This window comes from Gordonia sp. Z-3, from assembly GCF_036233855.1.
GTDB classification, from domain to species: Bacteria; Actinomycetota; Actinomycetes; order Mycobacteriales; family Mycobacteriaceae; genus Gordonia; species Gordonia tangerina.
Genome location: NZ_JAZARS010000001.1, coordinates 151798 through 170991, shown reverse-complemented (window position 1 = coordinate 170991; position 19194 = coordinate 151798). Strand labels below are relative to the sequence as shown.

18 protein-coding genes are annotated in these 19194 nt (G+C 65.6%); 7 read left to right on the top strand and 11 right to left on the bottom strand.

The annotated features are described in order from the left end of the window. Positions 1-134: 134 nt before the first annotated feature. The 11 genes from VX037_RS00650 to VX037_RS00600 form a co-directional block, all read right to left on the bottom strand. Complete coding sequence (locus VX037_RS00650) at positions 135-2204, bottom strand: bifunctional lysylphosphatidylglycerol flippase/synthetase MprF (protein ID WP_328713034.1); 2070 nt, start codon at positions 2202-2204, stop codon at positions 135-137. A gap of 146 nt (positions 2205-2350) precedes the next feature. Then, entirely contained in the window at positions 2351-3145 is a 795-nt protein-coding gene (map, locus tag VX037_RS00645; protein ID WP_266061530.1) for a type I methionyl aminopeptidase, read from the bottom strand. A 31-nt stretch (positions 3146-3176) separates the two neighbouring features. After that, positions 3177-3731 (bottom strand): adenylate kinase, encoded by a 555-nt coding sequence (locus VX037_RS00640; RefSeq protein ID WP_328712867.1) that lies wholly within the window; start codon positions 3729-3731, stop codon positions 3177-3179. Beyond that, positions 3728-5053, bottom strand: a complete 1326-nt coding sequence (gene secY, locus VX037_RS00635) for a preprotein translocase subunit SecY (RefSeq protein ID WP_235724983.1) — start codon at positions 5051-5053, stop codon at positions 3728-3730. Before secY ends, VX037_RS00640 begins: the two co-directional genes overlap by 4 nt. A 215-nt stretch (positions 5054-5268) precedes the next feature. Next, a complete protein-coding gene (gene rplO, locus VX037_RS00630) occupies positions 5269-5709 on the bottom strand; it encodes a 50S ribosomal protein L15 (protein ID WP_235724982.1) in 441 nt (146 codons plus the stop codon). Further along, the gene (gene rpmD / locus VX037_RS00625) at positions 5709-5891 is read right to left on the bottom strand and encodes a 50S ribosomal protein L30 (RefSeq protein WP_187589711.1); all 183 of its coding nucleotides are present in this window, start codon (positions 5889-5891) and stop codon (positions 5709-5711) included. Before rpmD ends, rplO begins: the two co-directional genes overlap by 1 nt. Positions 5892-5896: 5 nt before the next feature. Beyond that, positions 5897-6550 carry a 30S ribosomal protein S5 gene (gene rpsE / locus VX037_RS00620; protein ID WP_235724981.1) on the bottom strand — a complete coding sequence of 218 codons (654 nt, stop codon included), beginning with the start codon at positions 6548-6550 and terminating at the stop codon, positions 5897-5899. 46 nt (positions 6551-6596) lie between these two features. Further along, positions 6597-7001, bottom strand: a complete 405-nt coding sequence (gene rplR, locus VX037_RS00615; RefSeq protein ID WP_235724980.1) for a 50S ribosomal protein L18 — start codon at positions 6999-7001, stop codon at positions 6597-6599. Positions 7002-7004: 3 nt separating this feature from the next. Next, complete coding sequence (gene rplF, locus VX037_RS00610) at positions 7005-7541, bottom strand: 50S ribosomal protein L6 (RefSeq protein WP_328712865.1); 537 nt, start codon at positions 7539-7541, stop codon at positions 7005-7007. A gap of 12 nt (positions 7542-7553) precedes the next feature. Beyond that, positions 7554-7952, bottom strand: a complete 399-nt coding sequence (gene rpsH, locus VX037_RS00605) for a 30S ribosomal protein S8 (RefSeq protein ID WP_235724978.1) — start codon at positions 7950-7952, stop codon at positions 7554-7556. Between the two features lie 408 nt (positions 7953-8360). Next, positions 8361-9038 carry a YjbH domain-containing protein gene (locus tag VX037_RS00600; protein ID WP_235724977.1) on the bottom strand — a complete coding sequence of 226 codons (678 nt, stop codon included), beginning with the start codon at positions 9036-9038 and terminating at the stop codon, positions 8361-8363. 221 nt (positions 9039-9259) lie between these two features. Between VX037_RS00600 and VX037_RS00595 the strand changes: the two genes are divergently transcribed. The 7 genes from VX037_RS00595 to VX037_RS00565 all read left to right on the top strand — a co-directional run bounded on the left by VX037_RS00595 (position 9260) and on the right by VX037_RS00565 (position 18909). Beyond that, positions 9260-10435 (top strand): PQQ-dependent sugar dehydrogenase, encoded by a 1176-nt coding sequence (locus VX037_RS00595; protein ID WP_235724976.1) that lies wholly within the window; start codon positions 9260-9262, stop codon positions 10433-10435. 4 nt (positions 10436-10439) lie between these two features. Next, positions 10440-10769 carry a LuxR family transcriptional regulator gene (locus VX037_RS00590; protein WP_235724975.1) on the top strand — a complete coding sequence of 110 codons (330 nt, stop codon included), beginning with the start codon at positions 10440-10442 and terminating at the stop codon, positions 10767-10769. A 128-nt stretch (positions 10770-10897) separates the two neighbouring features. After that, positions 10898-14602, top strand: coding sequence for a nitrate reductase subunit alpha (locus VX037_RS00585; protein WP_235724974.1), 3705 nt, complete (start codon positions 10898-10900; stop codon positions 14600-14602). Continuing rightward, positions 14602-16266 (top strand): nitrate reductase subunit beta, encoded by a 1665-nt coding sequence (gene narH, locus VX037_RS00580; RefSeq protein WP_235724973.1) that lies wholly within the window; start codon positions 14602-14604, stop codon positions 16264-16266. The genes VX037_RS00585 and narH overlap by 1 nt, the downstream gene beginning before the upstream one ends. Next, a complete protein-coding gene (gene narJ / locus VX037_RS00575; protein ID WP_235724972.1) occupies positions 16263-16949 on the top strand; it encodes a nitrate reductase molybdenum cofactor assembly chaperone in 687 nt (228 codons plus the stop codon). The genes narH and narJ overlap by 4 nt, the downstream gene beginning before the upstream one ends. Then, a complete protein-coding gene (gene narI / locus VX037_RS00570) occupies positions 16946-17692 on the top strand; it encodes a respiratory nitrate reductase subunit gamma (RefSeq protein WP_235724971.1) in 747 nt (248 codons plus the stop codon). The genes narJ and narI overlap by 4 nt, the downstream gene beginning before the upstream one ends. Further along, positions 17689-18909, top strand: a complete 1221-nt coding sequence (locus tag VX037_RS00565) for an MFS transporter (protein WP_235724970.1) — start codon at positions 17689-17691, stop codon at positions 18907-18909. Before narI ends, VX037_RS00565 begins: the two co-directional genes overlap by 4 nt. Positions 18910-19194 lie beyond the last annotated feature (285 nt).

Genomic DNA, 19194 nt, shown 5'->3' with positions numbered 1-19194 from the left:
GTGCGTGGATTGAGGTCGTTGGCCAGGGAGGTGACCACGGCGCCCCTGGCGGCCAGGTGTCATCAACGATGGCAAGGTTCTCGACCTGCGCAGGACAATCTGGGTTGCAGCCCATTCGCAGCGACGAGGCACCATCAGTCGCCGCCGCGCGAGGCGGCCAACCGCACCAGCTGACGCGGAGTCGCATCGGGAAGATACGCCCTGCTGATCGCCACGCCGATACGCGGAAGGTCGGCCTCGTCGCGATAGGCGAGGTACACCGCCTCATAGCGTGGATTGAACTTCTTCTTGAAGACATGTAGCGATCGAAAGCCGTAGAACGGTTCCATCGCCGCACCGAGACTGTCCAGCACCCGATCCATCCGCTCGGGCTCCGGCGCGTCCTCACTGTGCGCCAACGGTGCGCCGGACAGGGAAATGAACTGTGCCCCTTCGCCAGAGAAGATCACCGCAGATGACGCGATCAGATACTCGATGACCGGCCCGAAGCCGTCGGTCCGTCGACGCATGATGTCGAGGGTCCAGCCGCGGATCTCGCCACCGGTAGCGTAGACCGGCAGCCACGACAGCACGCCGTGCACACTGCCCTCGTCGTCGAGCGCCAGCGCCACCCGCACCTCGGGATTCATCGCCTCGTCGACGCTGCCGAGCGTGAAACCCATTTCCGGCAGCCCCTTGTCCCCCACCCATTCCTCGGAGATGGCCCGGACCTGCGACTTGATCGAGAACGGTTCGGCGGACAGATCCGTCACCCGGCATGAGATCGATTGCTTCTTGGCCTTGTTCAGCGCCGACCGCACGTGCTGCCACTTCTTGCCGGTGAACGCGAGGTCGGTCAGGTCGACGATCGTGTCCTCGGCGATCTGCACGCTGCGCCAGCCCAGTTCCTCTGCCGCACGGGCGGTGTCCGCACCGACCGAGAACCAGCAGGGCGTCTTCCCGCTCCGCTCCGCAAGATCGATGAAACCCTGCACGGTCGGCAGCAGCTCGTCGTCGTCACACACGGGATCGGCCAATGCCAGCAGGGTGCCCATGTGGCTCTGATACGCCACCACACCGGACCCGTTCGCGGAGAACAGGTAATCGTTTCCGGGCCAGGTGATCATCCACGACATGGTGCCGCCACCGTGCTCGCGCACCAGATCCTTGACGGCGGCGACCGGATCGTCGCCGGCAGGCCCGTCGTACTTGACCCGCCACGGCACCCGGAAGGCGAACCGCCCGGGGATCAGGATGGCCAACTCCACGGCCCACAGCAGTGACGTCCCCATGGTCACGGAGCCCTCGGAGTCGAAATCCCTCGTCACGGCGAGCAGCACCAGGACCACGACGGTGATGCTGACGGTGAGCGAACCCAGCACCACGGCCACCCACCACGCCCACCGACGGCCGCGCCGGAGCTGATCGGCGATGAGCACGTTGATGACGACGCCGATCAGGATGGACCACACGGAGTCGTCATCGGCGGCGTCGGTCGGCCCGAACGGTCCGTCGGTCGGGAACATCCACACGACCAGACTCGCGGCCGCGATGACCAGCACACCGATGCAGGCCAGCAGCCGAACCTCCCGTCGGGTGCGAGCGAAGAACCCGTGTTCGTCAGTGCTGAACCATTTCTCACCGATCCACAGCATCACCACGACCGCCACCACATACTGCGTGGTCGCCAACGTCCCTTCGAAGAGAAACGTGATGGCGACCGCCGCGGCCAGCAGCGCTCGCAGCCGAAGTCGCCACGGCGAGCGCAGGGTCGCCGCCGCGACCGCGACGGCGCAGATCACCATCGTCATGGCGCCGGTGGTCCGTGTGTCGGCCAGTTGCTCGGCCCATCCCCAGGACAGCCCACCACGGGTCAACAGCCACAACGCAATCGCGCAGATCAGCTCGGCCAGCACGAAACCACCGATGGCGACCATCGACACCCGAACGGTCCCCAAACGCCATTCCGCCCAACCGATCCCGACAGCCACCGCGATCAGCGCGACCACATATGTGCCGGGGCTCGTCTCCACCACGCCGGACGACAGCAGCGTCCACCACCGGAGATCGCCGAGCGACGGCAGACCGAATGCCACATCGGAGTACCAACTCTTCTCCGGCGCCCGCCCCCACAACGATCCGGTGATGACACCGACGATGAGGATCAGCGACCACAGACCGATGGTGAATGGGACGCGGCCGACAATTCGCCGGGCATCGGACATCCTTGCGCGGACACCACCGGCGATGTCTGCGTTTGCCGCGGTTTCCTCGGTCGTGACCATCGCCCACCGTCCGGTCCAGGTTTCGTCTGGAGGTCAGCCTAGCAACGCATCACCCGGTTCACCTGCGTTCCGGCGCAGGTGAGCGATCAGTTCGGGCGTGTGGTGAGGATCCGCGGACCGTCGCCGGTCACCACGACGGTGTGCTCCCAGTGCGCTGCGCGCGACCCGTCGTCGGTGACGACGGTCCAGTCGTCGTCGAGGACCGATGTCTCGGTGGTACCCAACGTGAGCATCGGCTCGATGGCCAGCGTCGAACCGATCACCAACCGCGGACCGCGGTTGGGTTTGCCCTCATTGGCGAGGAACGGCTCCATGTGCATCTCTCGGCCGATCCCGTGACCGCCGTACCCGGCGACGATGCCGAAGGAACGCCCGAACTTCTGTTCGGCGGCACGGGTACCGAGTTCGATGGCATGCGAGATGTCGGTGAGCCGGGCGCCGTCGACCATGGCGGCGATACCGGCCTCCATCGACAGACGCGTGGCCTCGGACAGTTCCGCATCGGCGGTGGAGAGCTCCCCCACCCCGAACGTCCATGCCGAGTCACCATGCCAACCATCGAGAATGGCGCCGCAGTCGATGGACACCAGGTCGCCTTCGGCGAGGACCACATCCGTCGACGGGATGCCGTGGACCACTACCTCGTTGACCGAGCTGCAGATCGATCCGGGAAAGCCGTGGTAGCCCTTGAAGGACGGGATCGCCCCGGCATCCCGGATCACCGACTCGGCGACCTCGTCGAGATCCAGGGTGGTGGCCCCGACCGTCGCGGCCGCGCGCACCGCAACGAGGGCGGCGCCGACGACCACGCCGGCCGCCGCCATGGCGTCGACCTCACCGGGCGTCCGGAACGGCACAGGTTTGGGTTTACGAAAAGCCATGAGCAGATGGGCTACGGTGCCGTGGTGCCGATCAGGACACGCCCGCACCCAGCGCGCTGAGCACACGCTGGTGGACGTCCTGCACGTCGCCGACGGCGTCGATGGTCTTGACCTCGTCGCCGTAGTACTCGAGCAACGGTGCGGTCTCCTTGGTGTAGACCGCCATCCGGTTGCGGATCACCTCTTCGGTGTCGTCGGCGCGGCCACGGGCCATCATCCGCTCCACCACGACGTCGGTGTCGACGACGAACGACAGCACGGCATCGAGGCCGGTGTCGAGCTTGGCGAGAATGTCTTTGAGTGCGTCGGCCTGCTCGGTCGAGCGCGGGAATCCGTCGAGAATGAATCCCTTGGCGGCATCGGGCTCGCCCACCCGGGCACGCACCATGTCGACCGTGATCTCCGAGGGCACCAGGTCACCGGCATCGAGATAGCGCTTGGCCTCGATGCCGACCGCGGTTCCCTGGGAGATGTTGGCACGGAACAGGTCACCGGTGGAGATGTGCGGGATGCCGATCGCCTCGGACAGCAGTTCCGCCTGGGTACCCTTGCCGGCGCCGGGGGGGCCGAGAATGACGAGTCTCACTTGAGGAATCCTTCGTACTTACGTTGCATCAATTGACTGTTGACTTGCTTCATCGTGTCCAGACCCACACCGACCATGATCAACACGGCCGTGCCCCCAAATGGCAAGTTCTGCACACCACCGCTGTTACCGATCTCGAGGAACAGGTTGGGCAGTACGGCGATGATACCCAGGTAAATCGACCCCGGCAGTGTGATGCGGCTCAACACATAGCCCAGGTAGTCGGCGGTCGGCTGGCCCGGACGGATTCCCGGGATGAAGCCGCCGTACTTCTTCATGTCCTCGGCGCGCTCCTCCGGATTGAAGGTGACGGCGACGTAGAAGTAGGTGAAGAAGATGATCATCAGGAAGTACACGACGATGTAGACCCAGCTCCCCGGGTCGGTGAGGTACTCGCTGATGTAGCGCTGCCAGGTGGACTGTTCGCCCGCCGGATCCTGGGTCAGCTGCAAGATGAGCTGCGGAAGATACAGCAGTGATGAGGCGAAGATCACTGGGATGACGCCGGCCTGGTTGACCTTCAGCGGCAGATACGTCGACGATCCGCCGTACATCTTGCGGCCCACCATGCGTTTGGCGTACTGCACCGGGATGCGGCGCTGGCCCTGCTCGATGAACACCACGCCGGCGACGATGAGCAGCGCCGCAACGCAGACCAGGCCGAACACCAGTCCCCCACGGGTGTCCAGGATGTTTTTACCCTCGGCCGGGATTCGGGCGGCGATACCGGCGAAGATCAACAGCGACATGCCGTTGCCGACACCGCGCTCGGTGATGAGCTCGCCGAACCACATGACCACACAGGCGCCGGCAGTCATCACCAGCACGATGATGGCCAGACCGAAGATCGACTGGTCGTTGATGATCTGGTCGCCGACTGAACAGTCGGCCAGTAGCTGTCCGCGATCGGCGAGTGCGACGATGCCGGTGGACTGCAGCAGGGCCAGCGCCACCGTGAGGTAGCGGGTGTACTGCGTCATCTTGGCCTGGCCGGACTGACCTTCCTTGCGCAGCTGCTCGAAGCGTGGGATCACCACCGTCAGCAGCTGCACGATGATGCTGGCGGTGATGTAGGGCATGATGCCGATCGCGAACACGGACAGCTGCAGCAGCGCGCCGCCCGAGAACAGGCTGATCAGCGAGTAGATGTTGGCCGAGTCGCCCTGCGACACCTCATCGAGGCACGCTCGTACGGCCTGATAATCGACGCCGGGCGATGGGATGGTCGCTCCCAACCGGTACAGCACGATGATGCCGATGACGAAGAGGATCTTCTTCCTCAGATCGGGCGTCCTAAAGGCCGCGACGAGGGGGGAAAGCACTAACTCCTCCTAGGAACGACCACGCGACGAGGACTCGCATCCCCCACGTGCTCGGCAATCGACGTTGATCGAAGCGTCAAGACAACGCTTGAACTCTAACAGTCACGTCATCGGCGCTCGTCAGCGCGACGGCCCGGTGTCCGGCTTGTCCGACGTGACACGACGGACGGCTGCACGGAAGTCCGTGAAGCCGTCCGTCGGTCAGCGGTGACGACTCAGAGTTCGGTCGCGCTGCCGCCGGCAGCCGCGATCTTCTCCTTGGCCGAAGCCGTGAACTTGTTGGCGGTGACGTCGACCTTCACGCCGAGGTCCCCGTCGCCGAGCACCTTGACGAGCTGGTTCTTACGAACCGCACCGGCGGCGACGAGCTCGTCGACACCGATGGAGCCGCCCTGCGGGAACAGCCGTGCGATATCGCCCACGTTGACGACCTGGTACTCGACCCGGTTGTTGTTCTTGAAGCCCTTGAGCTTCGGCAACCGCATGTGGATCGGCATCTGGCCACCCTCGAAGGCGGCGGGCACGTTCTTACGCGCCTTGGTTCCCTTGGTGCCGCGGCCTGCGGTCTTACCCTTGGACCCCTCACCGCGACCCACACGGGTCTTCTCGGTCTTCGCGCCCGGAGCGGGGCGAAGGTGATGGAGCTTGATTGTCATTACTTGACCTCTTCGACTGTCACGAGGTGCCGAACCACGTTGATGAGGCCGCGGTTGATCGGGGTGTCCTCGCGGGTGACCGACTTGCGGATGCCCTTCAGTCCGAGGGTCCGCAGGCTGTCACGCTGGTTCTGTTTGGTACCGATGGTGCCCTTGATCTGGGTGATCTTCAGCTCTGCCATCACTCTCACGCTCCCTGGCCCGCGCGCGCCCGCAGCATGCCCGCGGGTGCGACATCTTCGATCGGCAGACCACGACGTGCGGCGACCTCCTCCGGCCGCTGCAACATCTTCAGCGCGGCAACGGTGGCGTGGACCACGTTGATCGCGTTGTCGCTGCCGAGGCTCTTGGCGAGCACGTCGTGCACGCCCGCGCACTCCAGCACGGCACGCACCGCGCCACCGGCGATCACACCGGTACCGGGGCTGGCCGGACGGAGCATCACGACACCGGCGGCGGCCTCACCCTGCACCGGGTGGGTCACCGTGCCGCCGATCAGCGGCACGCGGAAGAAGTTCTTGCGAGCCTCTTCGACGCCCTTCTGGATCGCGGCCGGGACTTCCTTGGCCTTGCCGTAGCCGACACCGACCATGCCCTGGCCGTCGCCGACCACCACGAGTGCGGTGAAGGAGAAGCGACGGCCACCCTTCACCACCTTCGAGACACGGTTGATGGCGACCACGCGCTCGAGCTGGTTGCGATCCTCGCGATCACGGCCGCCGCGGTCGTCGCGACGACCACGGCCGCGACGCTCGCCGCGCTGGTCGTTGTTGCCGCCGGTGGCGGCGTTGTTGTCGTTTCCGGCGGGTCCGTTTCCGCCGTCACGCTGACGTCCGGGCATCAGAGGTTCCCTCCGGTCATGGTGGTGTAGCTGGTGTAGATGGTCATCAGAAGGTCAGCCCTCCCTCGCGGGCGGCGTCGGCGAGTGCGGCGATCCGGCCGTGGTACTCCTTGCCACCACGGTCGAACACGACGGTCTCGACGCCAGCTGCCTTGGCACGGGCGGCGATCAGTTCGCCGACCTTGCGGGCCTGCGCGGACTTGTCGCCACCGGCGGCGCGAACGTCGGCCTCGATGGACGACGCCGCGGCCAGGGTCTTGCCGGCCAGGTCGTCGATCAACTGCACGTGGATGTGGCGCGAGCTGCGCTTGACCGACAGACGCGGACGCTCGGGGGTGCCGCTGACCTTCTTGCGCAGACGGAAGTGCCGGTTGGCGGTCGCGGTGCGACGACGCGTCGACACGTCCTTGCCCAGGGGCTTGCGAACAGTTTTGGTTGCTGTATCACTCATGGCTTACTTACCCGTCTTTCCGACCTTGCGACGGATCTGCTCACCCTCGTAGCGAATGCCCTTGCCCTTGTAGGGGTCCGGACGACGCAGGCGGCGGATGTTCGCCGAGATCTGGCCGACTTGCTGCTTGTCGATACCCGAGATCGAGAACTTCGTGGGTGATTCCACGGCGAAGGAGATGCCTTCGGGCGCCTCGATCGGAACGGGATGGCTGTAGCCCAGGGCGAACTCGAGGTCACTGCCCTTGGCCTGCACGCGGTAGCCGACACCGAAGATCTCCATCTTCGTGGTGTAGCCCTGCGTGACGCCGACGACGAGGTTGTTCACCAGCGTGCGGCTCAGGCCGTGCAGGGAACGGTTGCGACGCTCGTCGTTCGGCCGGGTGACAACGATCGTGTTGCCTTCCTTGGCGACGGTGATCGGCTCCGACAGAGTGACGCTCAGCTCACCCTTGGGGCCCTTCACCCGCACGTCCTGCCCGTCGATGGTGACGTCGACGCCGGCAGGGATCTCGATGGGGCTCTTTCCAATACGCGACATGTGAGGACTCCCCTACCAGACGTAGGCGAGGACTTCGCCGCCCACGCCCTGGTTCGCTGCCTGGCGGTCGGTGAGCAGGCCCGACGACGTGGAGATGATGGCCACGCCGAGGCCGCCCAGCACCTTGGGCAGGTTGGTGGACTTTGCATACACCCGCAGGCCCGGCTTGGACACGCGACGCAGACCGGCGATGCTGCGCTCACGGCTGGGGCCGTACTTCAGGGTGACGACGAGGTTCTTGCCGATCTCCGCATCTTCGGTGCGGTACTCGGTGATGTAGCCCTCGCGCTTGAGGATCTCGGCGATGTTCACCTTGATCTTCGACGACGGCAGGGTCACCTCGTCGTGGAACGCCGAGTTGGCGTTACGCAGACGTGTCAAGAAGTCTGCGATCGGGTCAGTCATGGTCATGGTTGACCGTCAACCTTTCTCGTAGCGGTTCCCATACAGCGCCGGACACGGGAAAATGATCCCTGACCTGCGGTGGGCCTTCCACGAAGTGGATAGTTGTGCATAAGGTTCTTGCCGCCGATGCCCCTGGCTTTTCACCAGCACCGGCGACTGTTCAGTTGTGGTGAGCAGCCCGCCACGGGCAGGCAACCGTTCAAGTGTAGAGAATTGGCTGGCCAGACCCAAATCGTTGCGGGAGGTTCCTCACGGAGCGGGCGTCGCGGGCTCGGGTCACCGGGTTTCGATACGCGCCGGCTCGCAAGCTCGCGCGGCGCTACTCAACCAGCAGGTGGGGTACTCCACCGGCGCGCGGCCCCCACCGGTGATCGAGTAGCCCGCGAGCCCCCCGGGCGAGCGAGCGTATCGAGATCACCGCGGCCCGACTTCGAAGTCGTACCGCGACGTCGGCACGACATCCAGATTCTGGTGCGCGCCGAACCGCGCAACACTCTCCAGCATTCGCGTCATGCGACGTTCGAGCTCTTGCTGATCTCCCCCGCTGCCATAGAACGCGTGGACGTCGGACACCGCGTCCATTGCGAACAGCTCCTCGACGATGGCGTCGACGACCGGGGCGTCCCGGGTGAGCGCCCGTTCGACGATGTTCTGGACATAGCCGAAGGTCGCCTGGGTCTCGATCGCCACGCGGGTGTGATCGTCGAGCCAGATGCGCAGCCAGTCGGCACGCGGCAGGTCGACCGGTCGCCGCAGGAAGGCGACGTTGGCCAGCGCGTCGATCCGGGAGCCGTCGGCCGGCAGCGCGGGGTGCAGCGGGGTGCGTTCATCGACCTGCCAGGCGGCCATTGCGCCCACCCGTACATCGAGCAGGTCGAGAACGTCGGTCGGATCGTCGGCCCAGATGCTCACCACCGCATCGATCGGTGGGTCGAATTCGCTGATCCGCATCGCCCCGGCCACCGCGGCGTCGCTGATGTTCACCTGGAGCCGCTGTGCGCCGGCCGCGGCACAGGCATCCCGAAATCCGCCGGACAGCAGGGCCGATGTCGGGTCGTCGTCCCAGATCGCCGCAATCGTCTTCGCCGCCATGTTGGCGACGTTAGCCGGTCGGTGTCGGACCGGCCGGAGGCGGATGATCGTCGCGCGGGTGGACTCGGATCGCGCGGGTCGGCTCGGGTCGCGCGAGCGGTCGACGAGCCGCGCCTTCGGAGCGGACCTGCGTGTTGCGAGACGACCTGCGTGGCCGACCGGATGTGGTTCGGCAGATTCGGGGCGGGCACGCTTCCGACAATTCGGGCACCATCGATGTCATGGACCGCCGACAGTTCTTGACCGCCGGAGCGCTGGCGGGCGTGGCCGGCTTCGTCGCTTCCTGCGCCGACGTCGAGCCCATCACGTCGCCGTCGTCCGACTCCGACCTCACGTCCGATGCACCACCCACGACCGACGCCGCGTCGCCCACGGTGACCGCGACGGTCGCCGAGGGCCTCAATGTGCCGTGGGCCATCACCTTCCTGCGTGACGGTTCGGCCCTGGTGACCCAGCGAGACGACGCCACGATCGTGCGGATCTCCCCCGACGGGGACGTCCGCACGGTCGGGGACATCTCCGACGCCGCACCCCGCGGCGAGGGAGGCCTGCAAGGCATCGCGCTCGGCACCGACGAGGACACGGTGTTCGTGTACTACACCACCGAACGTGACAACCGGTTGGTGCGGATGGAGTTCGACGGCGAACGGGTCTGGAACCCGAGGCCGCTGATCACCGGCCTCGACACCGCGTTCAACCATCACGGCGGCGCCGTCGTTCGTGGGCCCGAGGGCTTCCTCTATGTCGCGGTCGGCGACGCGACCCAGCCCGAGGTCGCCCAGGATGTCAACGCGTTGAACGGCAAGATCCTGCGCGTCGACGACGACGGCCGTCCGGCTCCGAATAACCCCTTCGGCAACGAGGTGTGGTCGATGGGACATCGCAACAACGAGGGCCTGGCGTTCGACGGCGCCGGGCGGTTGTGGGCCAGCGAATTCGGTCAGGACCGACGCGATGAACTCAACCTCATCGAACGCGGCGGCAATTACGGGTGGCCGCAGTTCGAGGGCGAATCCGACGATCCCCGCTTCATCGCACCGATGACCACCTGGTCCACCGACCAGGCCTCGCCGGCGGGTCTCGCGATCATCGGCGGCCAGGCGTACATGGCGGCGTTGCGTGGGCGCCGGCTGTGGCAGATACCGCTCGGGGCTGGCACCGATGTCGGCGAACCGCAGGCACTGTTCGACGACACATACGGCCGGTTGCGGGCCGTGGCCGCGGCCCCGGACGGATCGCTGTGGGTCAGCACGAGCAACACCGACGGGCGTGGAGCGTCCGCACCCGGCGATGACCGCATCCTGCGCGTCACGGTGTGCGTCGACCGGCCAGGCGTCCTGCCTTCGGCGATTTCGACGAGAAGGGTCGCTCCCGACCGGAGACGGTGCGAAAGTTGACGGTATGGATGCCACCCGCCTGCCCGAACTCGTCGACCGACTGCTCACCACCGCGCATTCCGCCAGCAGCGGCCGGGCTGCCCAGACCCTCTACGGCAGTGCCGATCATCGCCTGCGCCAGACGGTCATCGCCCTTGTTGCCGGGAACCGGATGGCCGATCACGAGAGTCCGGGAGAGGCGAGTCTGCAGATCTTGCGCGGACACGTCACGCTGAGCACCGCGACCGAGAAATGGGAGGGCATCGACGGCGATCTGTTGGCCATCCCAGACGAACGCCACGGCTTGGTGGCACAACAGGATTCGGCCGTCCTACTCACAGTGGCGACCAGCTGACATCCACCTCGGGCACACCAGACGCCGAACCTCACCGACCACGTGCGCGGTTGTGAGCAACAGCGGTTCATCAACTGATTTCCCGCATTTCACCAATCGACGGGCATGAGCTCGTATGGTTACGGCTTATGGGCCGGTCAGCGGGGGTTGACGGTGAAGCGGCGAAGGCTCTGCTGGACATCGGCAGATTCTTCACCCGGTGGGACGAGTCTGACGACGGTCGCGCGGTGTTCCGTCGCGGCGGTCGCGACGGTGACGTGTTCTACCGCGACCGCTGGAGCCACGACAAGGTGGTGCGTTCCACCCACGGGGTCAATTGCACCGGATCGTGTTCGTGGAAGGTCTACGTCAAAGACGGCATCATCACCTGGGAAACCCAGGAAACCGACTACCCGTCCGTAGGTCCCGACCGTCCCGAGTACGAACCCCGCGGATGCCCGCGAGGGGCGGCTTTCTCCTGGTACACCTACTCACCCACCCGCGTCCGCTACCCTTATGCCCGCGGAGTTCTCGTGGAGATGTTCCGGGAAGCCAAGGCACGCCTGGGTGATCCGGTACTCGCCTGGGCCGATGTCGTCGACGATCCGTTGCGCCGCCGCTCCTATCAACGCGCTCGCGGCAAGGGTGGACTAATCCGGGTCTCGTGGGACGAGGCGATCGAGATCGCGGCCGCCGCCCACGTCCACACCATCAAGACCCATGGACCAGACCGGTGTACCGGCTTCTCCCCCATTCCAGCGATGTCGATGGTGTCGCACTGCGTCGGAACCCGGTTCATCCAGTTGATCGGCGGCGTGATGACGTCGTTCTACGATTGGTATGCCGATCTGCCGGTCGCCAGCCCACAGGTGTTCGGCGACCAGACCGACGTTCCCGAATCGGGCGACTGGTGGGATGCGACCTACCTGCTGATGTGGGGTTCCAACGTCCCCGTCACCCGCACCCCGGACGCCCATTGGATGGCCGAGGTCCGCTACCGCGGCACCAAGGTCGTCACCGTGAGTCCCGATTACGCCGACAACACGAAGTTCGCCGACGAATGGCTGCCCGCGCAGGCCGGCACGGACGCGGCGCTGGCGATGGCAATGGGACATGTAATTCTGACCGAGTATTTCGTACGGCGCCGCACACCGTTTTTCGATGATTACGTACGCACCTACACCGACCTGCCGTTCCTGATCCACCTCGACGAGCACGACGACGGATCGTATGTGCCCGGAAAGTTCGTCACCGCCGACGAACTCGACCTCGCCGCGTCTCCCGACGAAGACGTGTGGAAGACCGTACTGTTGGACGAGAACACCGGGCAACCCGTGGTCCCCAACGGTTCCATGGGTTTTCGCTACGCCGATTCCGGCATGGGCAACTGGAACCTCGATCTCGGCGGTGTCCGCCCCGCATTGAGTCTGCACGGCGCATCCGCCGAACCCGTGATGGTGGGCTTCCCGGCGTTCGACTCGCCCGACGGCAGCGGGACGGTGCTACGTCGCGGCGTGCCCACCCGCCGTGTCGGTGGGCACCTGGTCACCACCGTGTTCGACCTGATGTTGGCCCAGTACGGCGTTGCCCGTGACGGGCTGCCCGGCGACTGGCCGAGCGGTTACGACGACACCACCATCCCCTACACCCCGGCCTGGCAGGCCGAGATCACCAGTGTGCCGGCCGAGTCGGCGATCCGGATCGCCCGCGAATTCGCCACCAACGCCGACGAATCCGACGGTCGGTCGATGATCATCATGGGTGCCGGGATCTGCCAGTGGTTTCACGGCGACGCCACCTACCGGGCGATCCTGTCGTTGCTGATCCTCACTGGGTGTATGGGCCGCAACGGCGGCGGCTGGGCCCACTACGTGGGTCAGGAGAAGTGCCGACCGATCACCGGGTGGATCTCGCTGGCGAACGCGCTGGACTGGACCCGACCACCACGCACCATGACCGGAACCTCGTTCTGGTACATGCATACCGACCAATGGCGCAACGACGGCTACTCCACCGCTTCGCTGGCCTCTCCCCTGGCACGTGGGGTTCTTGGCGACCAACACACCGCCGATGCGATCGCCCAGTCCGCACGCCTGGGCTGGATGCCGTTCTACCCGCAGTTCTCGGCCAACCCGCTCGAGGTGGCCGAGGCCGCCGACGCAGCCGTCGCGGCGGGCGACGCCGACGACGTGGGCAGCTACGTCACCCAAGAGCTGACGTCGGGCGCTCTCACACCGTCGATCGCCGATGTGGACGCCCCCGAGAACTGGCCCCGCACATTGGTTCTGTGGCGCTCGAATCTGATGGGATCATCGGCGAAGGGCAACGAGTACTTCCTGCGTCACCTGCTGGGCACACACCACAACGTCCTGGGTACCGAGAACCCCAACACCCCACGACCGCGCGACGTCGCCTGGCACGACGACGCACCCGAGGGCAAGCTCGACCTGTTGGTCTCAGCGGATTTCCGGATGACGTCGACGACGTTGCTCTCCGACGTGGTGTTCCCGGCCGCGACGTGGTACGAGAAACACGATCTGTCCTCGACGGATATGCATCCGTTCGTGCACGCTTTCACCCCGGCGATCGATCCGCCGTGGGAGGCCAAGACCGACTTCGAGATGTTCCATCTGCTCGCGCGAAAACTTTCCGACCTCGCTCGCATACACCTCGGCGTGCGCAGCGACCTGGTGAGCGTGCCGTTGCAACACGACACACCCGGCGAGACGGCGCAACCCCATGGCCGGGTTCGGGATTGGGTGCGCAGTGATGCGCCTGCCCAACCGGGGCACAACACGCCGGTTTTCAGCGTGGTCGAACGCGACTACACCGCCATCGCCGACAAGTTGGCCACCATCGGGCCCCTGGCCGACTCGACGGGCTTCACGGTCAAGAACATCACCTACGACCTCGCCGCACAGACCGCCAGACTGGCCGAGGCCAACGGGGTCATGCTCGGCGGTGCCGGCGACTCCCGACCCGCGATCGACACCGACGCCAAACTCGCCGAGGCCATCCTCACCCTGTCGGGCACCACCAACGGCGAACTGGCCGTCAACGGCTTTGGCAAGCTCCAACAGCGCGTCGGGATGCCACTCGACGATCTTGCACGCGGGTCCGAGGAGAAGCGAATCCGGTTCGCCGACACCCAGCAGGCGCCGGTGCCGGTGATCACCTCGCCGGAATGGTCCGGATCGGAGACCGGTGGCCGACGCTATGCCCCGTTCACCGTGAACATCGAACGGCTCAAACCGTTCCACACCCTCACCGGGCGCATGCACTTCTACCTCGATCACGACTGGATGATCGACATCGGCGAGTCGCTGCCCATCTACCGCCCACCGCTGGACATGCACCTGCTGTTCGGCGAACCCAAGCTGGGTCCCGATGGCGGCCGGCAGATCACGGTGCGCTACCTCACGCCACATTCCAAGTGGTCCATCCACTCCGAGTACCAGGACAACCTGTTCATGCTGTCGCTGTCCCGCGGCGGACCGACCGCATGGCTCAGCCCGCAGGACGCCGCAGCCATCGACGTCTGCGACAACGACTGGATCGAATGCGTCAACGCCAACGGCGTGGTGGTCTGCCGGGCCATTGTCAGCCACCGCATGCCTGCAGGTGTCTGCTATGTCCACCACGCCCAGGAACGCACCATCGACGTCCCGAAGTCGGAGGCCACCGGCCGCCGCGGCGGCATTCACAATTCGACCACCCGCCTGCTGGTGAAGCCGTCCCACCTGATCGGCGGCTACGCGCAGTTGTCGTATGCCTTCAACTATCTCGGCCCCACCGGCAATCAGCGCGACATGGTCGCCACGATCCGCAAACGCAACCAGGAGGTGACGTACTGATGCGCGTGATGGCCCAGATGGGCATGGTGATGAACCTGGACAAATGCATTGGCTGCCATACCTGCTCGGTCACGTGTAAGCAGGCCTGGACCAACCGGGCCGGCACCGAGTACGTCTGGTTCAACAACGTCGAAACCCGGCCGGGACAGGGTTATCCGCGGCGCTACGAGGACCAGGACCAGTGGCGCGGCGGATGGAAGCTGAACAAGCGGGGCCGCCTGCGGCTCCGCACGGGTGGAAGGTTGCAGAAGCTCCTCACGCTGTTCGCCAGCCCGGTGCAGCCCACCCTGGACGACTATTACGAGCCGTGGACCTACGACTATCAGACCCTCGTCGACGCCCCGCTCGGCGACGATTTCCCGGTCGCGCGCCCGAAGTCGCTGATCACCGGCGAGGACACCAAGGTGACGTGGTCGGCCAATTGGGACGACAACCTCGGTGGCGCACCGGAAATGGGTCGACTCGACCCGATCGTGGCCAAGCTGCGCCGCGAATCCGAAGACGCGATCAAGTTGAGCTTCGAACAGACCTTCATGTTCTACCTGCCGCGGATCTGCGAGCACTGCCTCAACCCGTCGTGTATGGCGTCGTGTCCGTCGGGCGCGATCTACAAACGGTCCGAGGATGGCATCGTTCTCGTCGACCAGGACCGATGCCGCGGCTGGCGACAGTGCATCACTGGCTGCCCCTACAAGAAGATCTATTTCAACCACAAGTCCGGCAAGGCCGAGAAGTGCACCTTCTGCTATCCGCGGGTCGAGGTGGGGCTACCCACCGTGTGCTCAGAGACGTGCGTCGGGCGGTTGCGTTACCTGGGCCTGTTTCTCTACGACGCTGACGCCGTCACCGACGCGGCATCGACCTCCGACGAACAGGACCTTTACCAGGCCCAGCTGGACCTCTTGCTCGACCCGGAAGATCCCGAGGTCATCACAGCAGCACGTGTACAGGGCATCCCGGACGACTGGCTCGACGCCGCCCGTCGGTCACCGGTGTACGCACTGGCCAAGAAGTACCGCGTCGCATTGCCCCTACATCCGGAATACCGCACCATGCCGATGGTCTGGTACGTTCCGCCGCTGTCGCCGATCGTCGATCTGCTCACCGATCAGGGCCACGACGGCGAGAGTCACCGCAACCTGTTCGGGGCCATCGACGCCTTGCGCATCCCGGTGGACTATCTCGCCGAATTGTTCACCGCCGGCGACAGTTCGGTGATCGAGAACGTGCTGCGCCGCCTGGCTGCGATGCGGGCGTACATGCGTAATGTGACGCTGGGCCGCGAGCTCGACGCGTCGATTCCGGCCGCAGTCGGCATGACCGAAGAAGAGATGTACCGCATGTACCGGCTGATGGCGATCGCCAAATACGACGAACGCTACGTCATCCCGACCGCGCACCTCGAACAGGCGCACGACCTCGAAGAGATGGGCTGCTCCCTCGACTACGACGACGGGCCCGGCATGTTCGACTCGTCGGCGTTCGGGGAGGCCAGCGGGCGCCCGGCACCGGTGTCGGTGGAGACGTTCCATGCCCTGCGGCAACGTCAGACCACCGACACCGCTGCGGGCTCCGACTCGTTGGCCGGCCGCACCAACCTGCTCAACTGGGACGGCAACGGAGCCCCCGACGGCCTGTTCCCGCGACGATCGGAACGCACATGAGGTGGCGCCGGTCGCGGACCGCCGACCCCGCCGTCATCGCCCAGGCGGCCTCGGTGTGCCTGAGCTATCCCGATGACGACACGCTGGCGCTGGTCCCACTTCTCGACGCCGCACTCGCCGAACAACCCGCCACCGACCAGTCAGTCGCCCCGCTTCGCTCGTTCGTCACCCACCTTCGCGACACCGATCCAATGACGCTGCGGCAGCACTACATCGAGATCTTCGACCTCTCTCGTCGACACACCCTCTACCTGTCGTACTGGTCTGCCGGGGACACCCGCCGGCGCGGCTCGGTGCTCAGCGAATTCAAACAGCGCTACCGCGACAGCGGCTTGTTGGTCGACCTGCGCGGAGAATTGCCCGATCATCTGCCCATCGTGCTGGAGTTCACCGCCCGCGATCGGTATGCCGGCACCCAACTCCTCGTCGAGCATCGCCGGGCCCTTGAGTTGCTGCGTCTGGCACTGGAAGAGCGGCAGACTCCCTATGCCGACGTCATCGGCGCCGTGTGCGCAACCCTGCCGGGCGTCTCGCCAACCGAACGCGACGCGGTGATGGCGATGCGAGATGCGTCCGCACCCGTCGAAACGGTGGGGTTGGCCCCGTTCGATCCACGTCTGCTACCGCTCACCCCAACGGCCGTCGGCACCCAACCGATGTCGAGATCACAGGCGAACCAATGAACGTGGCGCTCTGGGGAGTCCTACCGTACGTGACGCTGCTGCTGCTGATCGGCGGCACCATTTGGCGGTACCGCTACGACAAGTTCGGCTGGACCACCCGATCCTCCGAGCTCTACGAGTCCCGGCTGCTCCGGATCGGGTCACCGCTGTTCCACTTCGGCATTCTCGTGGTGATCATCGGCCACGCGATGGGTTTGGTAATCCCCGAGTCGTGGACGGAGGCGATCGGGGTCTCCGAGCACCTCTATCACGTCGTCGCCGCCGGCTTCGGCCTGATCGCGGGGGTCGCGACCTTGGGTGGAATCGCGATTCTGATCTACCGCCGACGGCGTACCGGGCCGGTCTTCATGGCCACCACGGCCAATGACAAGTTGATGTACGTGGTCCTCACGGGCGCACTGGTTCTGGGCGTCTACATCACCCTCATCGGCACTCTGCCCGACGCCGAGGGCGTCAATTATCGCGAGACCGTGTCGCCGTGGTTCCGGTCGATCTTTGTGCTGCAACCCGATGTGGATGCGATGGCCGCCGCACCGCTGCGCTTCCACATCCACGTGCTCGTCGGGATGTTGGTGTTCGCGATGGTGCCTTTCACCCGGCTCGTCCACGCCTTCACCGCGCCGGTGCACTATCTGTTCCGACCCTACATCGTCTACCGCAGCCGGGATGTCGCGCAGTCGCCCGGCAGTCGCTCGTACCGGCCCGGTTGGGCGCCCGTCGGAACAAAGGATCGCCAGCGATGACCACCGCCACGTCGACCCCGGCAGATCTCCGGTCGGGTCAGACCCTCAACCTCGCCCTCGCGACGCTTGCCTTCTGCATCAGCTTCTGGGCATGGAATCTCATCGCTCCGCTCGGTGTGCGCTATGCCGAGGTCCTGCACCTGTCGTCGACCCAGAAGTCGGTGTTGGTCGCGATCCCGATCATCGTCGGTTCGGTGGGGCGCATCCTCACCGGCGCACTCACCGACCGATACGGCGGCCGGTTGATGTTCCCCGTTCTGCTGATCGCGACCGCACCCTTCGTGGTGTTGGTCGCAGTCGCCGGCGAGGTCGGGTCCTATCCGATGATGCTCGTCGTCGGCTTCTTCCTCGGTATCTCCGGCACCACGTTCGCGGTCGGCATCCCGTTCGTGAACGCCTGGTATCAACCGTCCAAGCGCGGTTTCGCCACCGGTATCTTCGGCGCCGGTATGGGCGGGACCGCGTTGTCGGCGTTCTTCACGCCGCGCTTCGTCAGTTGGTTCGGCTACGTCACCACCCACGTGATCGTCGCGGCGGGACTGGTCGTGGTGGCGGTGATCGTGTGGATGTTCATGCACGATTCGCCCGCCTGGCAGCCCAATCGCGCGGCCGTGACACCGAAACTCATCGCCGCTGCGAAACTCCCCATCACCTGGCAGATGTCATTCCTTTACGCAGCGACCTTCGGTGGTTTCGTCGCCTTCTCCACCTATCTGCCCACCTATCTCAAGGACATCTACGACTTCGACCTGCAGGCGGCCGGCACCCGCACCGCGGGATTCGCGGTCGCAGCTGTCATCGCACGACCCATCGGAGGCGTACTGTCCGACCGGTTCGGACCCAAGCTGATCACCTTCATCTCCTGCGCCGGTGCTGCGGTGCTGGCGATCTGGATGATCACCGAGCCTCCGCTGGAGTTCCTGGCGGGCCTCGACTTCGTGCTGATGGCGGTCTGCATGGGACTCGGGTCGGGATCGGTGTTCACCTGGGTCGCGCAATCCGCCCCGACCGAACGAGTGGGATCTGTCACCGGCATCGTCGGCGCCGCGGGCGGCCTGGGCGGCTTCTTCCCGCCGATGGTGATGGGCGCGACCTACAACGCCGAGGAGCACAGCTACACGGTCGGCCTCGCATTGCTCGTGGTCTTCGCGACCGGCGCCGCGGTGTTCACGCTGTTGGGAATCAAACGGGGGCCGGTCCGCGAGCACGCGACATAGCGCGTCGCGACACCCGAAATCGCGGCGCCGGCCGACGACGGCGGGACATCGCCGAGCCCACGGTGGCGCCGACCGATATATTTCTCTCGATGACTGTCGCTTCCCGCCATCGGCCACTTCCCGCGATCACCGCCGAGATCGTCCGCCGATGATCGATGGCCTACCCGCGGCGATGTCCGTCGACCCGAGCCGCGCTCGACGCGCGCGTACACCACCGCGCCGTGCCGCGCAGATCAGTGACGCCGTGTCGGCAGACCATCTGGCTTCGCGACCGACGAGGAGTCA